Origin of the sequence: Schlegelella aquatica (genome assembly GCF_026013905.1) — a bacterium.
GTDB lineage: Bacteria > Pseudomonadota > Gammaproteobacteria > Burkholderiales > Burkholderiaceae_C > Caldimonas > Caldimonas aquatica.
Map to the genome: position 1 here is coordinate 2,768,004 of NZ_CP110257.1, position 14,230 is coordinate 2,782,233.

Below are 14,230 nucleotides of genomic sequence, written 5' to 3' on the forward strand. Positions count from 1 at the left end.
GGCGGCCGGGGGGCGCCGGTGACGGGCGCGCGGCGGCGAGCGCCTACACTTCGCATCTTCGTCAGCCGCTCGAGACTCCGTGCCCGATCTCTTCGTCCTCAGCCAGTACGTCTTGCCCAAGCGGGCTCTCACCGTCCTCATGGGCGCGCTCGCCCGTGCCCGTGGCGGCGCTCTCACGACCGCCGTGATCCGCTGGTTCGTGCGTCATTACGGCGTGGACATGGGCGAGGCGGCCGACCCGGATGTCGCCAGCTACCAGACGTTCAACGACTTCTTCACCCGCGCGCTCAAGCCGGGCGCACGACCGGTGGCCAACGCAGATCTCATCTGCCCGATCGACGGCGCCGTGAGCCAGTTCGGCCGCATCGAGCGCGACCAGATCTTCCAGGCCAAGGGGCACCGCTACACGACCACCGCGTTGCTCGCCGGCGATGCCGCGCTGGCACGCGATTTCGAGGACGGCGAGTTCGCCACGTTGTACTTGAGCCCGAAGGACTACCACCGCATCCACATGCCGTGCGACGGGCGTCTGCGGCAGATGGTGTACGTGCCGGGCGAGCTGTTTTCGGTCAATCCGGCCACCGCGCGCGGCGTGCCGGGCCTGTTCGCGCGCAACGAGCGCGTGGTGTGCCTGTTCGAGGGGCCGCGCGGGCCCTTCGCGATGGTCCTGGTGGGTGCCACCATCGTCGGCAGCATGGCCACCGTCTGGCACGGCGTCGTCAATCCGCCCCGCCGGCCCGACGTGTGCACCTGGCGCTACGACGACCGGCCCGTCGTGCTGCGTCGCGGCGAGGAAATGGGGCGCTTCCTGCTGGGCTCGACCGTCGTGATGCTGTTCCCGAAGGACTGCATGCGCTTCAATGCCGGCTGGGCCCCCGAGCGCCCGGTGCGCATGGGCGAGGCGATGGCCTCTTACCTCACGCCCGGCCCGACGGCCTTGCCGGCCTGAGAGCCGGCCCGGCTCCGTTGGCAGGGTGGTGGCCCGGCCGGCCCACCTGCGGCGGCGGCGTGACCGGGCCCTAACCCTTCTTGGGCTTCTCGGCCACGGGCGCCCCCGCGGCTTTCCAGGCGGTGAAGCCGCCGTCGATGTGGGCCACCTTCGGCAGGCCCATGTCCTGCAGCGTCTTGGTCGCCAGCGCCGAACGCCAACCCGCCGCACAGAACAGGATGAACTCCTTGTCTTCGGCGAACACCGGCCGGTGGTACGGCGATTCCGGGTCGACCCAGAACTCGAGCATGCCGCGCGGCGCGTGCACGGCGCCCGGAATGACGCCGTCGCGCTCCAGCTCGCGCACGTCGCGCACGTCGACGAACTGCACCGACGGGTCGTCCAGCCGGGCCCGTGCCTCCTCGACGCTGTAGGTCTTCACCTGCGCCATCGCCTCGTCCACCAAGGCGCGAAAGCCTTTCTTCAGTGCCATCTCTCCACCTCCCGATCAGAACGGACCTTGCGAGAGCCACCGCTCGATCTGCGCCTTGCGATCGTTGCCCCAGAACGGCTCGCCGTCGACGAAGAAGAAGGGCGCGCCGAACACCCCCGCGGCCACCGCCGCTTCGTTGACCCGCTTCAGGCGCTCCTTCCACACGGGATCGTTCCACACGGCCTGCGCCTCCCCCTCGCCCAACCCGAACTCGGTGGCGAGCGTGGAGAGGGCCTGGGCGTCCGACAAGTCCACGCCGCGAGCGAAGTACGCGCGAAAGCACGCCCTCGCCCACGGGATCGCGCGCTCGGGCCGCGTCTCGTGGAGCCACCAGTACACCCGGGCCGCGTTCTGCGTCGGGATGGGGAAAGGCTCGGGCTGGGTGTAGGGCACGCCCTCCATGCGTGCCGAGCGCGCGAAGTCGCGCAGCACGTACTCCCGCTTGAGCGGGTGATTCACCGGGGGCTTCAGTTCGGCCGCCTGGAACGCCACGCCGAGCAGCATCGCGTGCCACCGCACGGTGCGGCCATGGCGCGCGGCCACGGCCTCGATCCACTCGGAGGCGATGTACGAGTAGGGCGACGAGAAGTCGAAGTAGAAGTCTATGGGCTGCTGCATGGCGGGGGGACTGTTCATGCGTCGAACACCGATGCCTACTTGTACAACAACTCCGGCAGCCACAGGCCGATGCCCGGGAAGGCATACAGCAGCAGGATGGCCAGGATCTGGATGCCCATGAAGGGCAACATGCCGGCGAAGATCTGATTCAGCGACACGTGCGGCGGGCTCACCCCCTTCAGGTAGAAGGCCGCCATCGCCACCGGCGGGCTCAGGAAGGCGGTCTGGAGGTTGAGCGCGACGAGCAGTCCGAAGAACAGCGGATCGACGCCGAAGTTGTCCAGCAGCGGCACGAAGATCGGCATGAAGATCACGATGATCTCGGTCCATTCCAGCGGCCAACCGAGGATGAAGATGATCACCTGGCTGAGCACGAGGAACTCGAGCTTCGTCAGGTTCAATCCCAGCACCCAGCGTTCGACCAGTTCCTGCCCGCCCAGCAGTGCGAACGCCGACGAGAAGATCGCCGAGCCGACGAACAGCCAGCACACCATCGCGCTCGTCTTCGCGGTGAGGAACACGCTTTCCTTGACCACCGTGAAGTTGAGCTGCCGGTACGCCGCGGCCAGCAGGAAGCCCCCGAAGGCCCCCACCGCGGCCGCCTCCGTCGGCGTGGCCAGGCCGAAGACGATCGAGCCCAGCACCGCCATGATGAGGATGACGAGCGGAAAGAAGCTCGACAGCAGCATCTTGAAGATCTCGAGCCGCGTGAAGCTGAGCAGCGCGTAGTAGGCGATGAGCGCCACCGCCCCCGCTGCCACGCCGATCCAGTAGCCCGGGGGCACCTGGAGTCGCGCCGCCTCACCGGCGCCGGCAGGTGCCGCCTCTGCCGGCCCCGCCGGGCCCGTCGCGGCGCCCGAGGGCTGCCCGGCCTGCGGTGCCGCGGCAGCCTCGCTCGCTTCGCTGCCCGGCGGCTCGGCCAGTCCGTCGGCGCCCGGCTCTTGGAGGCCCTCGGCCGGGGGCTCCGCCACGCCGCCGTCCGCGTCCCCCGCGGGCTCGGCTGCGTCGCCGCCCATCTGCTGCAACCCGGGGATCACCTCCTCCGTCACCGGACGCGTCACCCGCTCATAGCTCCACAGGGCGGCCGCGGCGAACACGAGGGCCGGCAGCAACGCGACGAACAGCTGGCGCAGCAGGTAGCCCGCCGGCACTCCATGGTTGCGCCGGCCCTTGAGCGCAGCGAGCAAGGCAGGCAGCGCGCGCCGCTGGCCCTCGGCGCCGGCGCGCTCCAGCGGCTCGGGCAACGGCACCCGCCGCTGCTCGGCCGTGAGCGGCGGCGCCAGCGAGGGCTTCAGCTTGGCCAGCAGGATCACGTACAGGATGTAAAGCCCAGCCAGCATCAGCCCCGGGAAGAAGGCGCCCGCATAGAGCTTGACCACCGAGACGCCCGCCGTGGCGCCATAGACGATCAACAGCACCGACGGCGGGATCAGGATGCCCAGGCACCCTCCGGCGGTGATGCAGCCGGCGGACAGCGGCACGCTGTAGCCGCCGCGCAGCATGGCGGGCAGCGCCAGCAGGCCCATCAGCGTGACCACCGCACCGACGATGCCCGTAGCAGTGGCGAACACCGCGCAGGTGACCAGCGTGGCCACCGCGAGCGACCCAGGCACCCGTGCCAGCGAGAGGTGCAAGCTCTTGAACAGCTTTTCGATGAGGTTGGCCCGCTCGACCAGGTATCCCATGAAGACGAACAACGGGATCGAGATCAGCACGTCGTTGGCCATGGTCTTGTACGTGGCCTGCACCATCAGGTCCAGCGTCCGGTGCCAGTCCCGCTCGTACGCCAGCCACGTGAACAGCACGCCCATGCCCATCAGCGTGAAGGCCGTGGGAAAGCCCAGCATGATCGCGACGACCACCAGCGACAGCATCAGCAGTCCGATGTGGCCGTTGGTGATGACCGGCGCCGACAGCAGCATGTAGAGCGCTCCGGCCACGATGATGGCCATCAACGTGAAGCCGAACCACAGTTCCTTCCTGAGCTTCATGCGCGGCCACCTTCGCGTGCAGGTCCCCCGGCCAGCGGGTCGTTGTCGTCATCCACGTGCACCATCTCCTTGAGCTTGTCTACGTCCACCTCCTCGACGTCCTCCTCGCGGGAGGGCCACTGCCCGCGCTGCAGGCAGATCACGCACCGAACGATCTCCACCAGCCCCTGCAGCAGCAGCACTGCGCCGGAGAAGGGAATCACGAACTTGAACGGATACAGCGGCAGCGGTTCGGCATTGAAAGTCGTCTCGCGGATCGCGAAGGACTCCTGCGCGAACGTCCAGCCGGCCCAGGTCATCGCGAACACCCCCGGCAGAAAGAACACGATGTAGAGCACGAGGTCGATGGCGGCCTGCGTGCGGGGGCGGAAGAACCCATACAGCACGTCACCCCGCACGTGCCCGTTCTTGGACAAGGTGTAGGCGCCGGCGGCCATGAAGAGCAGACCGTAGAGCATGATCTGCGCGTCAAGCATCCAGCCATGCGGGCGGTTGAGCGCGTAGCGGGAGAACACCTCCCACGTCACCATCACCGTCAGCACCACGACCGACCATGCGGTGGCCTTGCCTATCCATGTGGACAGGCGGTCCACCGCCAGTAGCATCTTCTGCATCTCGCTAGCTCCGACCTTCGTCGAGACAAAAAGAAGGCGCCCCGGGGCGCCTTCGCAGCCGGGCAGGCGGCCCGGCCTCAGCCCTTCTTCGCGCCGCGACCGAAGTAGCGGTTGTAGGCCATGTTGAAATCGACCATGTAGTCGTTCTGCCACTGCTTGGCGCGCTGCGCGAAGGCCCGCTGCGAATCGAGCACCTTCTTGAACAGCGGGTTCTCGGCGCTCTTTCTTTCCATGATCTTGTCCCAGGTGTCCAGCTGCGCCCGCAGCACGCTGTCGGGTGTCTTGTAGAACTTGACCCCGGCCTTCTTCAGCTCGATGTAGTCCTGCGAGTTGCGCTCGATGGCCTTCCAGCTCATGTCGGCGCTGGCCGCCTGCACCGCGTAGTCGATGATGGCGCGCAACTCGGCCGGCAAGGCCGTGTACTTGCCCTTGTTGAAGAGCACCTCGAACTGCTCGCCCGACTGATGGAAGCTCTGCAGCATGCAGACCTTGGCCACATCCGGGAAGCCGAGCACGCGGTCGCTCGAGGCGTTGTTGAACTCCGCCCCGTCGATGAGGCCGCGGTCGAGCGCGGGCACGATCTCACCCCCCGGCAGCGGGTTCACGGCGGCGCCCATGTCGGTGTACATGTCCACCGCCAGGCCCACGGTGCGGAACTTCAGGCCCTTGATGTCCTCGGGCTTGGCGATGGGCTTCTTGAACCAGCCGAACGGCTGCGTGGGCATCGGCCCGTACAGGAACGAGACCACGTCCATGTTGATGGCCTTGTAGATCTCTTCGAGCAAGGCCTTGCCGCCGCCGTAGTAGTGCCAGGCGAGCACCATGTTCGGGTCCATGCCGAACGCCGGGCCGGAGCCCCACAGCGCGAGCGCCGAGTTCTTGCCGTAGTGGTACGCGACGACCCCGTGGCCGCCATCCAGCGTGCCCTTGTTGACCGCCTCCAGCAGCTGGAAGGCCGGCACCACGGCGCCCGCAGGCAGCACCTCGATCTTGAGCCGCCCGCCCGCCATGTCGTTGACCTTCTTGGCGAAGTCGTTGGCGAACTCGTGGAAGATGTCTTTCGCGGGCCACGTGCTCTGGAAGCGCAAGCTCACCGTCTGTGCCGACGAAACCATCGGAAAGGCGGCCGCTCCCGCACCGACCGCACCGGCGGTCGCCTGCTTCAGAAAACTACGGCGCTGAGACGGCTTGGCCGCCTTGGAAGATGTCTTGCTCACGTGGGTCTCCTACTATGGTGTGCGAGAAGCTGCCCGCGGGCTCTTGCGTCCCGTCGGGTCCAGTCCATGCTAAACACCGGCCCCGGGCCGCGTGCTAGCGAAAAACCCGGGACCAAAGGAAACCCCGAGGCCTCGAAGGGCCTCTCAACTGAGAACGAGCTGAATACCCTGCCTCGCTTGTGCGCTGTGCGCAAGAAGCGCGAGGGCTGCGCTCAGGCCAGCGCCCGGCCGATGAGGATCTTCTGCACGTCGGAGGTGCCTTCGTAGATCTGCGTCACCCGCACGTCGCGGTAGATGCGCTCGACCGGGAAGTCGCTCACATAGCCGTAGCCGCCGTGGATCTGGATGGCATCGGAGCAGACGCGCTCGGCCATTTCGCTGGCGAAGAGCTTGGCCATCGCCGCTTCCTTCAGGCAGGGCTGACCGGCATCGCGCAAGGCGGCCGCGTGCCACACCATCTGGCGGGCCACCTCGATCTGCGTCGCCATCTCGGCGAGGCGGAACTGCACCGCCTGGTGCTCGAAGATGGGCTTGCCGAAGCTCTCGCGCTGCTTCGCGTAGGCCAGCGCCGCCTCGAACGCCGCACGGGCCATGCCCACGCTCTGCGCCGCGATCCCGATGCGCCCGCCTTCCAGGGCCGACAACGCGATGCGGTAGCCCTCGCCTTCCTCGCCCACGCGGTACTCGGCCGGGATGCGGCAGTTCTCGAACACGATCTGCGCCGTGTCGCTCGAATGCTGGCCCATCTTGTCCTCCAGCCGGGCCACCTGGTAGCCGGGCGTGTCGGTGGGAACGATGAACGCGCTGATGCCCCTCTTGCCCGCGGCCTTGTCGGTGACCGCGATCACGATGGCCACCTGGCCGTTCTTGCCGCTGGTGATGAACTGCTTGACCCCGTTGAGGACGTAGTGATCGCCCTCGCGCTGGGCCGTCGTGCGCAAGGCCGACGCATCCGAGCCCACGTGGGGCTCGGTCAGGCAGAAGGCGCCGAGCAGCTCGCCCTGAGCGAGCGGTACGAGCCAACGGCGCTTCTGCATCTCGCTGCCGTAGCGCAGCAGGATCGCGCACACCGGGCAGTTGTTGACGCTGACCGCCGTGCTCGTGCCGCCGTCGCCGGCCGCGATCTCCTCCAGCACCAGGGCCAGCGTGACGTAGTCCAACCCCGCCCCGCCGTACTCGGCGGGCACGCACACGCCGTAGGTGCCGAGCGCCGCCAGCCCCCGGTGCACCTCCTTGGGGAAGTGGTGCTCCTTGTCCCAGCGGGCCGCGTGCGGCTTGATCTCGTCCTCCACGAACGCTCGCACGGCATCGCGGATCATGGTCTGGTCGGGGCTCAGCAGCATGGGTACTCCTCGTCTCGCCGCGGGCGGTGCGTCCGGCCCGCAGCCGTGTTCACCTCGAAAACATCACCAAGGGATGGCCGATCCATCGTGGTTGAGGAAGCGGCCGTTGTCTTGCGGGCCCAGCCTGGCCAGCAAGGCCCGCAGGTCGGCGGCACTGCGCTCGGGGGTCAGAGGCGCCGAGGGCCCGCCCATGTCGGTGGCCACCCAGCCGGGGTGCAATGCGACGCACACCGCCCCTTGCGGGCCGAGCACCAGCGACACGTCCTTCAATACCGAATTGAGCGCGGCCTTGGAAGCCCGGTAGAGCCAACCCGAGGTGCCGGTGCGCCCGCCGATCGACCCCATCACCGACGACAGCACCGCCACCTTCGCCCGCTGGGCCAGCAGCCCCTGCAACACCGGCAGGATGCGCATGGCGCCCAGCACGTTGGCGTGCATCACCAGGTCGAAGTCGTGCATGGACGGCGGCTCCAGCGCGGCCGTGCGAGGGCCGTAGAGCCCGGCGCAATAGACGACGACCTCGAAGCGCTCGCCGTCGATGCGCCAACCGAACCCCGCGGCGCTCGCGGCCTCGGTCACGTCGAGGGGCACGGCCTCGCAGCCGAGTTCGCCCAGTCTTGCGAGGCCGCGCTCGTCGCGCGCGGTGGCCACCACACGCCGGCCTTCCTCGCGGTACTGCCTCCCCAGCTCATAGCCGATGCCACGCGAGGCACCAATGAGCAGCACCGTCACGGCACCTCCTTGACGAGCAAAGTACCCCGGCTGACGACGGCCACACCGCAGCGCTCGGTGCTCGCCGCGCCGTCCACCATCACGATGTAACCCTCGAGCTTGCGGTTCCACTCGACGGAAGCCACCACCCAGTGGAGCATCACGTCCTCGTTGGCATGCACCGGCGCCTTGTAGGCGAAGTTGAAGTTCAGACAGACCATCTGTCGCTTGATGCCGTCATCCCGGCGCGAGAAATGGCTGGCGGCCAGCCCCATCAGCATCGAAGCCGTGTGCGGGCCGCTCGCGATCACCTCGCCATAGCGGGATTCGGCCGCCTCGCCCGGATCGCGATGCAGCGGGTTGCTGTCCAGGCATGCGGCGGCGAACGCCGCGATGTCCTTCTCCGTGAAACGCACGGTGCGCATGAAGGTCTCGCCGACCTTCACGATCTCCCGTTCTGTCACTGCGCTCATGGTGTCCTCCCTGACATCTCTGACGGAACGCCCTTCGGGCGGGACCGCACCTCTCGTGAACCGAGGGCGATGGAGCCCGAGGGCGTTCTCCTGCGCGTTACCAGAAACCGGCCGGCCCGCCTCGCCTCCTTGCCTCGCGCGACGGGCCGGCGCCTGCGGCTCAGTACAGCTCGATGGCCATCGCGGTGGCCTCGCCGCCGCCGATGCACAGCGCGGCCACGCCCTTCTTGAGGCCGCGCTTCTTCAGCGCGCCCAGCAGCGTGACGACGATGCGCGCGCCCGAGGCGCCGATCGGATGGCCGAGGGCGACCGCGCCGCCGTGCACGTTCACCTTCTCGTGCGGCAGCTTGTGCTCGTGCATCGCCGCCATCGTCACGGCAGCGAAGGCCTCGTTGATCTCCCACAGGTCCACCTGGTCCGCCGTCCAGCCGGTCTTCTTGAGCACCTTGTCGATCGCACCGACCGGGGCGGTGGTGAACCACTCGGGCGCCTGCGAGTGAACGGCGTGGGCGTGGATGCGCGCGATCGGCGTCGCGCCCATCTGCTTGGCCGTCGACTCGCGCATCATCACGAGCGCCGCCGCGCCGTCGGAGATGCTCGAGGAGGTCGCCGCGGTGATGGTGCCGTCCTTCTTGAACGCGGGCTTGAGGCCCGGGATCTTGTCGAGCTTGGCCTTGAAGGGCTGTTCGTCCTTGGTGATCCGCACCTCGCCGCCCTTGCCCGGCAGCGTCACGGGCGCGATCTCCCAGTCGAAGCTGCCGTCGCTGTTGGCCTGGATGGCGCGCTGCGTCGAGGCGATCGCGAACTGGTCCTGCGCCTCGCGGCTGAAGGCGTACTTGGCCACGCAGCTCTCGGCGAACACGCCCATCGCCTTGCCGCGGTCGTAGGCGTCCTCCAGGCCGTCGAGCGCCATGTGGTCGTAGAACGTGGTGGCGCCGTACTTGTGGCCCTTGCGGATGAAGGCCAGGTGCGGGGCATTGGTCATGCTCTCCATGCCGCCGGCCACCATCACCTGGGCCGAGCCGGCGGCGAGCATGTCGTGCGCGAACATCATCGCGCGCATGCCCGAGCCGCACATCTTGGACAGCGTGACGGCCCCCGTGGACTGCGGCAGGCCCGCCTTGAGCAGCGCCTGGCGCGCCGGGGCCTGACCCTGGCCGGCCATCAGGCAGTTGCCCATCAGCACCTCGTCGACGGCGTCCTTGGGCACGCCGGCACGCTCGACGGCGGCCTGGATCGCCACGGCACCCAGTTCCCATGCGGCGAGGCCGGAGAAATCACCCAACAGGCCGCCGATGGGCGTGCGGGCGGCGGAGACGATGACGATGGGATCGGACATGATGCACTCCTTGTGGAAGGTCGGGGGTTTGCGACGCGGGCTCAAACCGGCAGGGGCTCTGCCGCCGGCACCGCCTTGACGCGGCGCTGGCGGCCGAACCGCTTGCTCACGTCATAGGGAAACACATCGTGCACGTGGCCGGCCAGGATGCGCTCCTTGTGGCCTTGCCAGAACGCGGGGTCCAGCAGGTCGGCGTGGTGCTGCATGAAGACCTCGCGCACCCGCGGGTCGCCCAGCAGGAAGGGCTCGAAGGTCTCGGGAAAGACGTCCTTCGGGCCGACGCTGTACCAGGGCTCGCCCGAGAGCTCGTCCTCCTCGTGGCGAGGCGGCGGCACGCGCCGGAAGTTGCAGTCGGTGATGTACTCGATCTCGTCGTAGTCGTAGAACACCACCTTGCCGTTGCGGGTGACGCCGAAGTTCTTCCACAGCATGTCGCCGGGGAAGATGTTGGCGGCCACCAGGTCCTTGATGGCGTTGCCGTACTCGATCACCGCATGGGCCATCTGCTCCGGCGCGGCCTCTTGCAGGTAGATGTTGAGCGGGATCATGCGCCGCTCGATGTACAGGTGCTTGATCACCAGGTGCTCGCCGTCGTCCTCCAGCAGGCTGGGGCAGTAATGGCGCAACTCGGCGATCAGGTCCTCGTCGAAGCGCGAGCGCGGGAACGCGACGTTGGAATACTCCATCGTGTCGGCCATGCGGCCCACGCGGTCGTGCTGCTTGACCAGCAGGTACTTGGCCTTGATCTGCTCGCGCGTGGTCTCCTTCTGCGGCGGGAAGAAGTCCTTGATGACCTTGAACACGTACGGGAACGACGGCAGGTCGAACACCAGCATCACCATGCCCTTGATGCCCGGCGCGATACGGAACCGGTCGCTCGAGTGGCGCAGGTGATAGAGGAAGTCGCGGTAGAAGATGTTCTTGCCCTGCTTGTGCAGCCCCAGCGCGTTGTAGATCTCCCACCGCGGCTTGCGCGGCATCAGCGACCGCAGGAACTGCACGTACGCGGCCGGAATCTCCATGTCCACCATGAAGTAGGCCCGCGCGAAGCTGAACAGCATCTGCATATCCTCCTCGCCGAAGAGGACCGCGTCGATGTAAAGACCCCGGCTGTTGTGCAGGATCGGCAGCGCGAACGGCGTCTCGCGGAAGCCGTTGATGATCTTGCCGACGATGTACGCGCCCTTGTTGCGGAAAAAGAGCGACGACAGCACCTGGATCTGGAAGTTCGCGCGCCAACGGAAGCTGCCGAACTGCGCATGCACGGCCTGCAGCACGTTGTCCACGTCGCGGTCGAGGTCGTCGAAGTCGCGCTGCAGCTGGTAGTTGGTGACGATGCGGTGCAGCGTCTCGCGCAGCGAGTCCTTGGTGGGGTAGTAGGCGCGGAAGGTCGGCTGCGAGGCCGGCTCGTCGTTCTCGAGGTACTCGGTCGAGATCGCCGGGCGCACGAAGATGAAGTTGTTGTTGAAGTAGCTGCGGTGCAGGATCTTGGTCGTGACCGAGTTGAAGAAGGTCTCGGCCAGCTCGGGCTGCAGGTGATTCGTCAGAAGGCCGATGTAGTGCAGCTTGATCTGGTGCCACACGTCCATCGGCAGCTCGTGTGCCGAGAACTCACGCTGCAACCGCTCGACCGCCTCGTCCACGCGCTTGTCGTAGAACTCGATGCGCTCGCGCTGGGCACGCTGCTGGCCGTGCCAGTCGGCCCTCTCGAAGCGCTGCTTGGCCGCCGCGCTCGACTCGCGGAAGAGCCGGTAGTGCCGGTCGAATCCCTCCAGCAGCGCGCACGCGATGGCGTAGGCGCGGGCGTCGTTGAGCTGCTGGGGAGGAAACATCACGCCGCCTCCGCCTGGCAGGGTGCGTAGCGCCCGCGCAGCCGCTGCAGGGCCTCCTGGTAGGCAGCAGCGACGCCCTCCGGCTGGTCGATCGTCATGCGCAGGTCCTGCAGCAAGCCGTTGTGCAGGCCGTAGACCCAGCCGTGCACCACCACCTGCTGCCCGCGCGCCCAGGCATCCTGCACGATGGTCGTCTGGCACACGTGGAGCACCTGCTCCAGCACGTTGAGCTCGACGAGCGCATCGAGGCGCCGCTCGCGCGGCAGGCTGTCCAGCCACTCCTGGTGACGATGCCGCACGTCTTGCACGTGGCGAATCCAGTTGTCGGCCAGCCCCACCCGCGTGTCCTCGAGCGCTGCGCGCACGCCGCCGCAATTGGAGTGGCCGACCACGATGACGTGCTGCACCTTGAGCTGGTCGACCGCGAACTGCATCACCGACAGGCAGTTGAGGTCGGAGTGCACGACCACGTTGGCGACGTTGCGGTGCACGAACAGCTCGCCCGGCAGCAGGCCGACCAGCTCGTTGGCCGGCACGCGGCTGTCCGCGCAGCCGATCCACAGGTACTGCGGCGCCTGCTGCTGCTGCAGCCGGGTGAAGAAGCCGGGCGAGCGCGCCTCGGTCTGGCGCGCCCACACCCGGTTGTTCTCGAACAGTTCGTCCAGCTGCGTGCTCATCGGTGATCAGGGCGTGGGTTTGCTGCAGTGCACAGTTTACGCAGTCCGTCCCTGCCCCTCACGCATCCCAGGGCAGCGCCAGGGCCGCCTGCCGCTGCAGCGCCCGGTGGCGATGCGCTGGTCCAGCGCGACCATGCCGCGCCGGTTTTCACGCAACCAGGCCGGCGACAGCCCGAGCATCGTCAAGAGCTGCCAGGTCGCCTCGTCGAACTTGCCCACATACCACATCACGTTCATGTGCCCCATGTGGTCGCAGTGCCAGGGGTAGACGGTGCCGCGGTAGGTCTCGACGAGGTCGCTCATCACGGCCTCACATCGTCTCGGCGAACAGCTCGCGCCCGATCAGCATACGCCGGATCTCGGAGGTGCCCGCGCCGATCTCGTACAGCTTGGCGTCACGCCAGAGCCGGCCCAGCGGGTACTCGTTGATGTAGCCGTTGCCGCCGAAGATCTGGATGCCCTCGCCGGCCATCCAGGTGGCCTTCTCGGCGCACCACAGGATCACGGCCGCGCAGTCCTTGCGCACCGTGCGCACGTGCTCGCCGCCCGAGGTCTTGGAGAGCTTGTCGAGGTTCTTGCCCACCGTGTAGCAGAGGCTGCGGGCGGCCTGCAGCACGGTGTACATGTCGGCCACCTTGCCCTGGATGAGCTGGAACTCGCCGATGCTGCGGCCGAACTGCTTGCGGTCGTGAATGTAGGGGATGACGTTGTCCATCACCGCCTGCATGATCCCCACGGGCCCGGCGGCGAGCACCGCCCGCTCGTAGTCCAGGCCGCTCATGAGCACCTTCACGCCGCCGTTGACGTTGCCCAGCACATTCTCGGCGGGCACCTCGACGTTCTCGAACACCAGCTCGCCGGTGTGGCTGCCGCGCATGCCCAGCTTGTCGAGCTTTTGCGCGATCGAAAAGCCCTTCATGCCCTTTTCGATGATGAAGGCCGTGATGCCCTGCGCGCCCAGCTCCGGCTCCGTCTTCGCGTACACCACCAGCGTGTCGGCATCCGGCCCGTTGGTGATCCACATCTTGTTGCCGTTGAGCACGTAGTAGCCGCCCTTGTCCTCGGCGCGCAGCTTCATGCTGACGACGTCCGAGCCCGCGCCCGGCTCGCTCATGGCCAGCGCACCCACGTGCTCGCCGCTGATGAGCTTGGGCAGGTACTTCTTCTTCTGCGCCTCGTTGCCGTTGCGGCGGATCTGGTTGACGCACAGGTTGGAGTGCGCCCCGTAGGACAGCCCCACCGAGGCGCTGGCGCGGCTGATTTCTTCCATCGCGATCATGTGCGCGAGGTAGCCCATGTTCGCGCCGCCGTACTCCTCCTCGACGGTGATACCGAGCACGCCCAGCTCGCCCATCTTGCGCCACAGGTCCATCGGGAACTGGTCGGTGCGGTCGATCTCGGCCGCGCGCGGCGCGATCTCCGCCTCGGCGAAGCTGCGCACCGCATCGCGCAGCGCATCGATGTCCTCACCCAGTTGGAAGTCGAGTCCTGGAAGTTGCATGGGATGTCCTCTCGAAGGATGGAAGATGGGCCTTCAGTGCCGCACGTCCTCGCGGCCGAGCACGGTCATCAGCGTCGCCGTCATCGTGGCGATGACGCGCTCGCCCCGGTCGCCCGCCTCGATCGCGCGGGCCTCGGCCACCGTAATGGTGCGCCCGGGCTTGACGACCTGCGCATCGAAACGAAACACCGGCCCGCGGGCCGGCGCCAGCAGATTGACCTTGAACTCGATCGTGAGCACGCCCGCCTCCGCCGGCATGAGGGAGAAGGCCGCGTAGCCGCACGCCGAGTCCAGCGCGGTCGAGACCACGCCGGCATGGAGAAACCCGTGCTGCTGCGTCAGGTCCGCGCGGTGGCGCATCTCCAGCACGACGCGGCCGGCCTCTACACCGGCGAGCGTGATGCCCATGGTGGACATCACCGCCTGGCGCTCGAACGAGCGGCGGACCCGCTCGGCGAAGTGGGGGTCGGCCGGATGCAGCTCGGTGGGCATG

15 protein-coding genes are annotated in these 14,230 nt (G+C 67.7%); 1 reads left to right on the forward strand and 14 read right to left on the reverse strand.

The features are described from left to right. Positions 1-139: 139 nt before the first annotated feature. A complete protein-coding gene (asd, locus tag OMP39_RS12630; RefSeq protein ID WP_425340678.1) occupies positions 140-949 on the forward strand; it encodes an archaetidylserine decarboxylase in 810 nt (269 codons plus the stop codon). A gap of 70 nt (positions 950-1,019) precedes the next feature. On the opposite strand, the gene OMP39_RS12635 is transcribed toward asd, so the two are convergent. The 14 genes from OMP39_RS12635 to OMP39_RS12700 form a co-directional block, all read right to left on the reverse strand. Beyond that, positions 1,020-1,421 (reverse strand): rhodanese-like domain-containing protein, encoded by a 402-nt coding sequence (locus OMP39_RS12635; RefSeq protein WP_264892065.1) that lies wholly within the window; start codon positions 1,419-1,421, stop codon positions 1,020-1,022. Positions 1,422-1,436: 15 nt separating this feature from the next. Beyond that, the gene (locus tag OMP39_RS12640) at positions 1,437-2,057 is read right to left on the reverse strand and encodes a 2-hydroxychromene-2-carboxylate isomerase (RefSeq protein ID WP_264892066.1); all 621 of its coding nucleotides are present in this window, start codon (positions 2,055-2,057) and stop codon (positions 1,437-1,439) included. 17 nt (positions 2,058-2,074) lie between these two features. Further along, positions 2,075-4,030: a TRAP transporter large permease gene (locus tag OMP39_RS12645; RefSeq protein ID WP_264892067.1), complete on the reverse strand. Its 1,956-nt coding sequence runs from the start codon at positions 4,028-4,030 to the stop codon at positions 2,075-2,077. Then, the gene (locus OMP39_RS12650; RefSeq protein ID WP_264892068.1) at positions 4,027-4,644 is read right to left on the reverse strand and encodes a TRAP transporter small permease subunit; all 618 of its coding nucleotides are present in this window, start codon (positions 4,642-4,644) and stop codon (positions 4,027-4,029) included. Before OMP39_RS12650 ends, OMP39_RS12645 begins: the two co-directional genes overlap by 4 nt. A gap of 77 nt (positions 4,645-4,721) precedes the next feature. Next, a complete protein-coding gene (locus OMP39_RS12655; protein ID WP_264892069.1) occupies positions 4,722-5,861 on the reverse strand; it encodes a TRAP transporter substrate-binding protein in 1,140 nt (379 codons plus the stop codon). Between the two features lie 212 nt (positions 5,862-6,073). Further along, a complete protein-coding gene (locus OMP39_RS12660) occupies positions 6,074-7,204 on the reverse strand; it encodes an acyl-CoA dehydrogenase family protein (RefSeq protein ID WP_264892070.1) in 1,131 nt (376 codons plus the stop codon). Between the two features lie 63 nt (positions 7,205-7,267). Next, entirely contained in the window at positions 7,268-7,936 is a 669-nt protein-coding gene (locus tag OMP39_RS12665) for an SDR family oxidoreductase (protein ID WP_264892071.1), read from the reverse strand. After that, on the reverse strand, positions 7,933-8,388 hold the full coding sequence (locus OMP39_RS12670) for a MaoC family dehydratase (protein ID WP_264892072.1): 456 nt from the start codon (positions 8,386-8,388) through the stop codon (positions 7,933-7,935). Before OMP39_RS12670 ends, OMP39_RS12665 begins: the two co-directional genes overlap by 4 nt. Positions 8,389-8,548: 160 nt before the next feature. Continuing rightward, positions 8,549-9,727: an acetyl-CoA C-acyltransferase gene (locus OMP39_RS12675; protein WP_264892073.1), complete on the reverse strand. Its 1,179-nt coding sequence runs from the start codon at positions 9,725-9,727 to the stop codon at positions 8,549-8,551. Between the two features lie 41 nt (positions 9,728-9,768). After that, the gene (gene aceK, locus OMP39_RS12680) at positions 9,769-11,559 is read right to left on the reverse strand and encodes a bifunctional isocitrate dehydrogenase kinase/phosphatase (protein ID WP_264894574.1); all 1,791 of its coding nucleotides are present in this window, start codon (positions 11,557-11,559) and stop codon (positions 9,769-9,771) included. Continuing rightward, the gene (gene can, locus OMP39_RS12685; RefSeq protein ID WP_264892074.1) at positions 11,559-12,236 is read right to left on the reverse strand and encodes a carbonate dehydratase; all 678 of its coding nucleotides are present in this window, start codon (positions 12,234-12,236) and stop codon (positions 11,559-11,561) included. The genes aceK and can overlap by 1 nt, the downstream gene beginning before the upstream one ends. Positions 12,237-12,272: 36 nt before the next feature. Then, complete coding sequence (locus tag OMP39_RS12690; protein ID WP_264892075.1) at positions 12,273-12,539, reverse strand: acyl-CoA thioesterase; 267 nt, start codon at positions 12,537-12,539, stop codon at positions 12,273-12,275. Positions 12,540-12,546: 7 nt separating this feature from the next. Further along, entirely contained in the window at positions 12,547-13,737 is a 1,191-nt protein-coding gene (locus OMP39_RS12695) for an isovaleryl-CoA dehydrogenase (protein WP_264892076.1), read from the reverse strand. A 33-nt stretch (positions 13,738-13,770) separates the two neighbouring features. After that, positions 13,771-14,229, reverse strand: coding sequence for a PaaI family thioesterase (locus OMP39_RS12700; protein WP_264892077.1), 459 nt, complete (start codon positions 14,227-14,229; stop codon positions 13,771-13,773). Position 14,230 lies beyond the last annotated feature (1 nt).

What these genes read in the sequence shown, in the direction of transcription:
- asd (WP_425340678.1), top strand. Translation starts at nt 140, where the DNA reads ATGGGCGCGCTCGCCCGTGCCCGTGGCGGCGCTCTCACGACCGCCGTG.
- OMP39_RS12635 (WP_264892065.1), bottom strand. Translation starts at nt 1,421, where the DNA reads ATGGCACTGAAGAAAGGCTTTCGCGCCTTGGTGGACGAGGCGATGGCG.
- OMP39_RS12640 (WP_264892066.1), bottom strand. Translation starts at nt 2,057, where the DNA reads ATGAACAGTCCCCCCGCCATGCAGCAGCCCATAGACTTCTACTTCGAC.
- OMP39_RS12645 (WP_264892067.1), bottom strand. Translation starts at nt 4,030, where the DNA reads ATGAAGCTCAGGAAGGAACTGTGGTTCGGCTTCACGTTGATGGCCATC.
- OMP39_RS12650 (WP_264892068.1), bottom strand. Translation starts at nt 4,644, where the DNA reads ATGCAGAAGATGCTACTGGCGGTGGACCGCCTGTCCACATGGATAGGC.
- OMP39_RS12660 (WP_264892070.1), bottom strand. Translation starts at nt 7,204, where the DNA reads ATGCTGCTGAGCCCCGACCAGACCATGATCCGCGATGCCGTGCGAGCG.
- OMP39_RS12670 (WP_264892072.1), bottom strand. Translation starts at nt 8,388, where the DNA reads ATGAGCGCAGTGACAGAACGGGAGATCGTGAAGGTCGGCGAGACCTTC.
- OMP39_RS12675 (WP_264892073.1), bottom strand. Translation starts at nt 9,727, where the DNA reads ATGTCCGATCCCATCGTCATCGTCTCCGCCGCCCGCACGCCCATCGGC.
- aceK (WP_264894574.1), bottom strand. Translation starts at nt 11,559, where the DNA reads ATGTTTCCTCCCCAGCAGCTCAACGACGCCCGCGCCTACGCCATCGCG.
- can (WP_264892074.1), bottom strand. Translation starts at nt 12,236, where the DNA reads ATGAGCACGCAGCTGGACGAACTGTTCGAGAACAACCGGGTGTGGGCG.
- OMP39_RS12690 (WP_264892075.1), bottom strand. Translation starts at nt 12,539, where the DNA reads ATGAGCGACCTCGTCGAGACCTACCGCGGCACCGTCTACCCCTGGCAC.
- OMP39_RS12695 (WP_264892076.1), bottom strand. Translation starts at nt 13,737, where the DNA reads ATGCAACTTCCAGGACTCGACTTCCAACTGGGTGAGGACATCGATGCG.
- OMP39_RS12700 (WP_264892077.1), bottom strand. Translation starts at nt 14,229, where the DNA reads ATGCCCACCGAGCTGCATCCGGCCGACCCCCACTTCGCCGAGCGGGTC.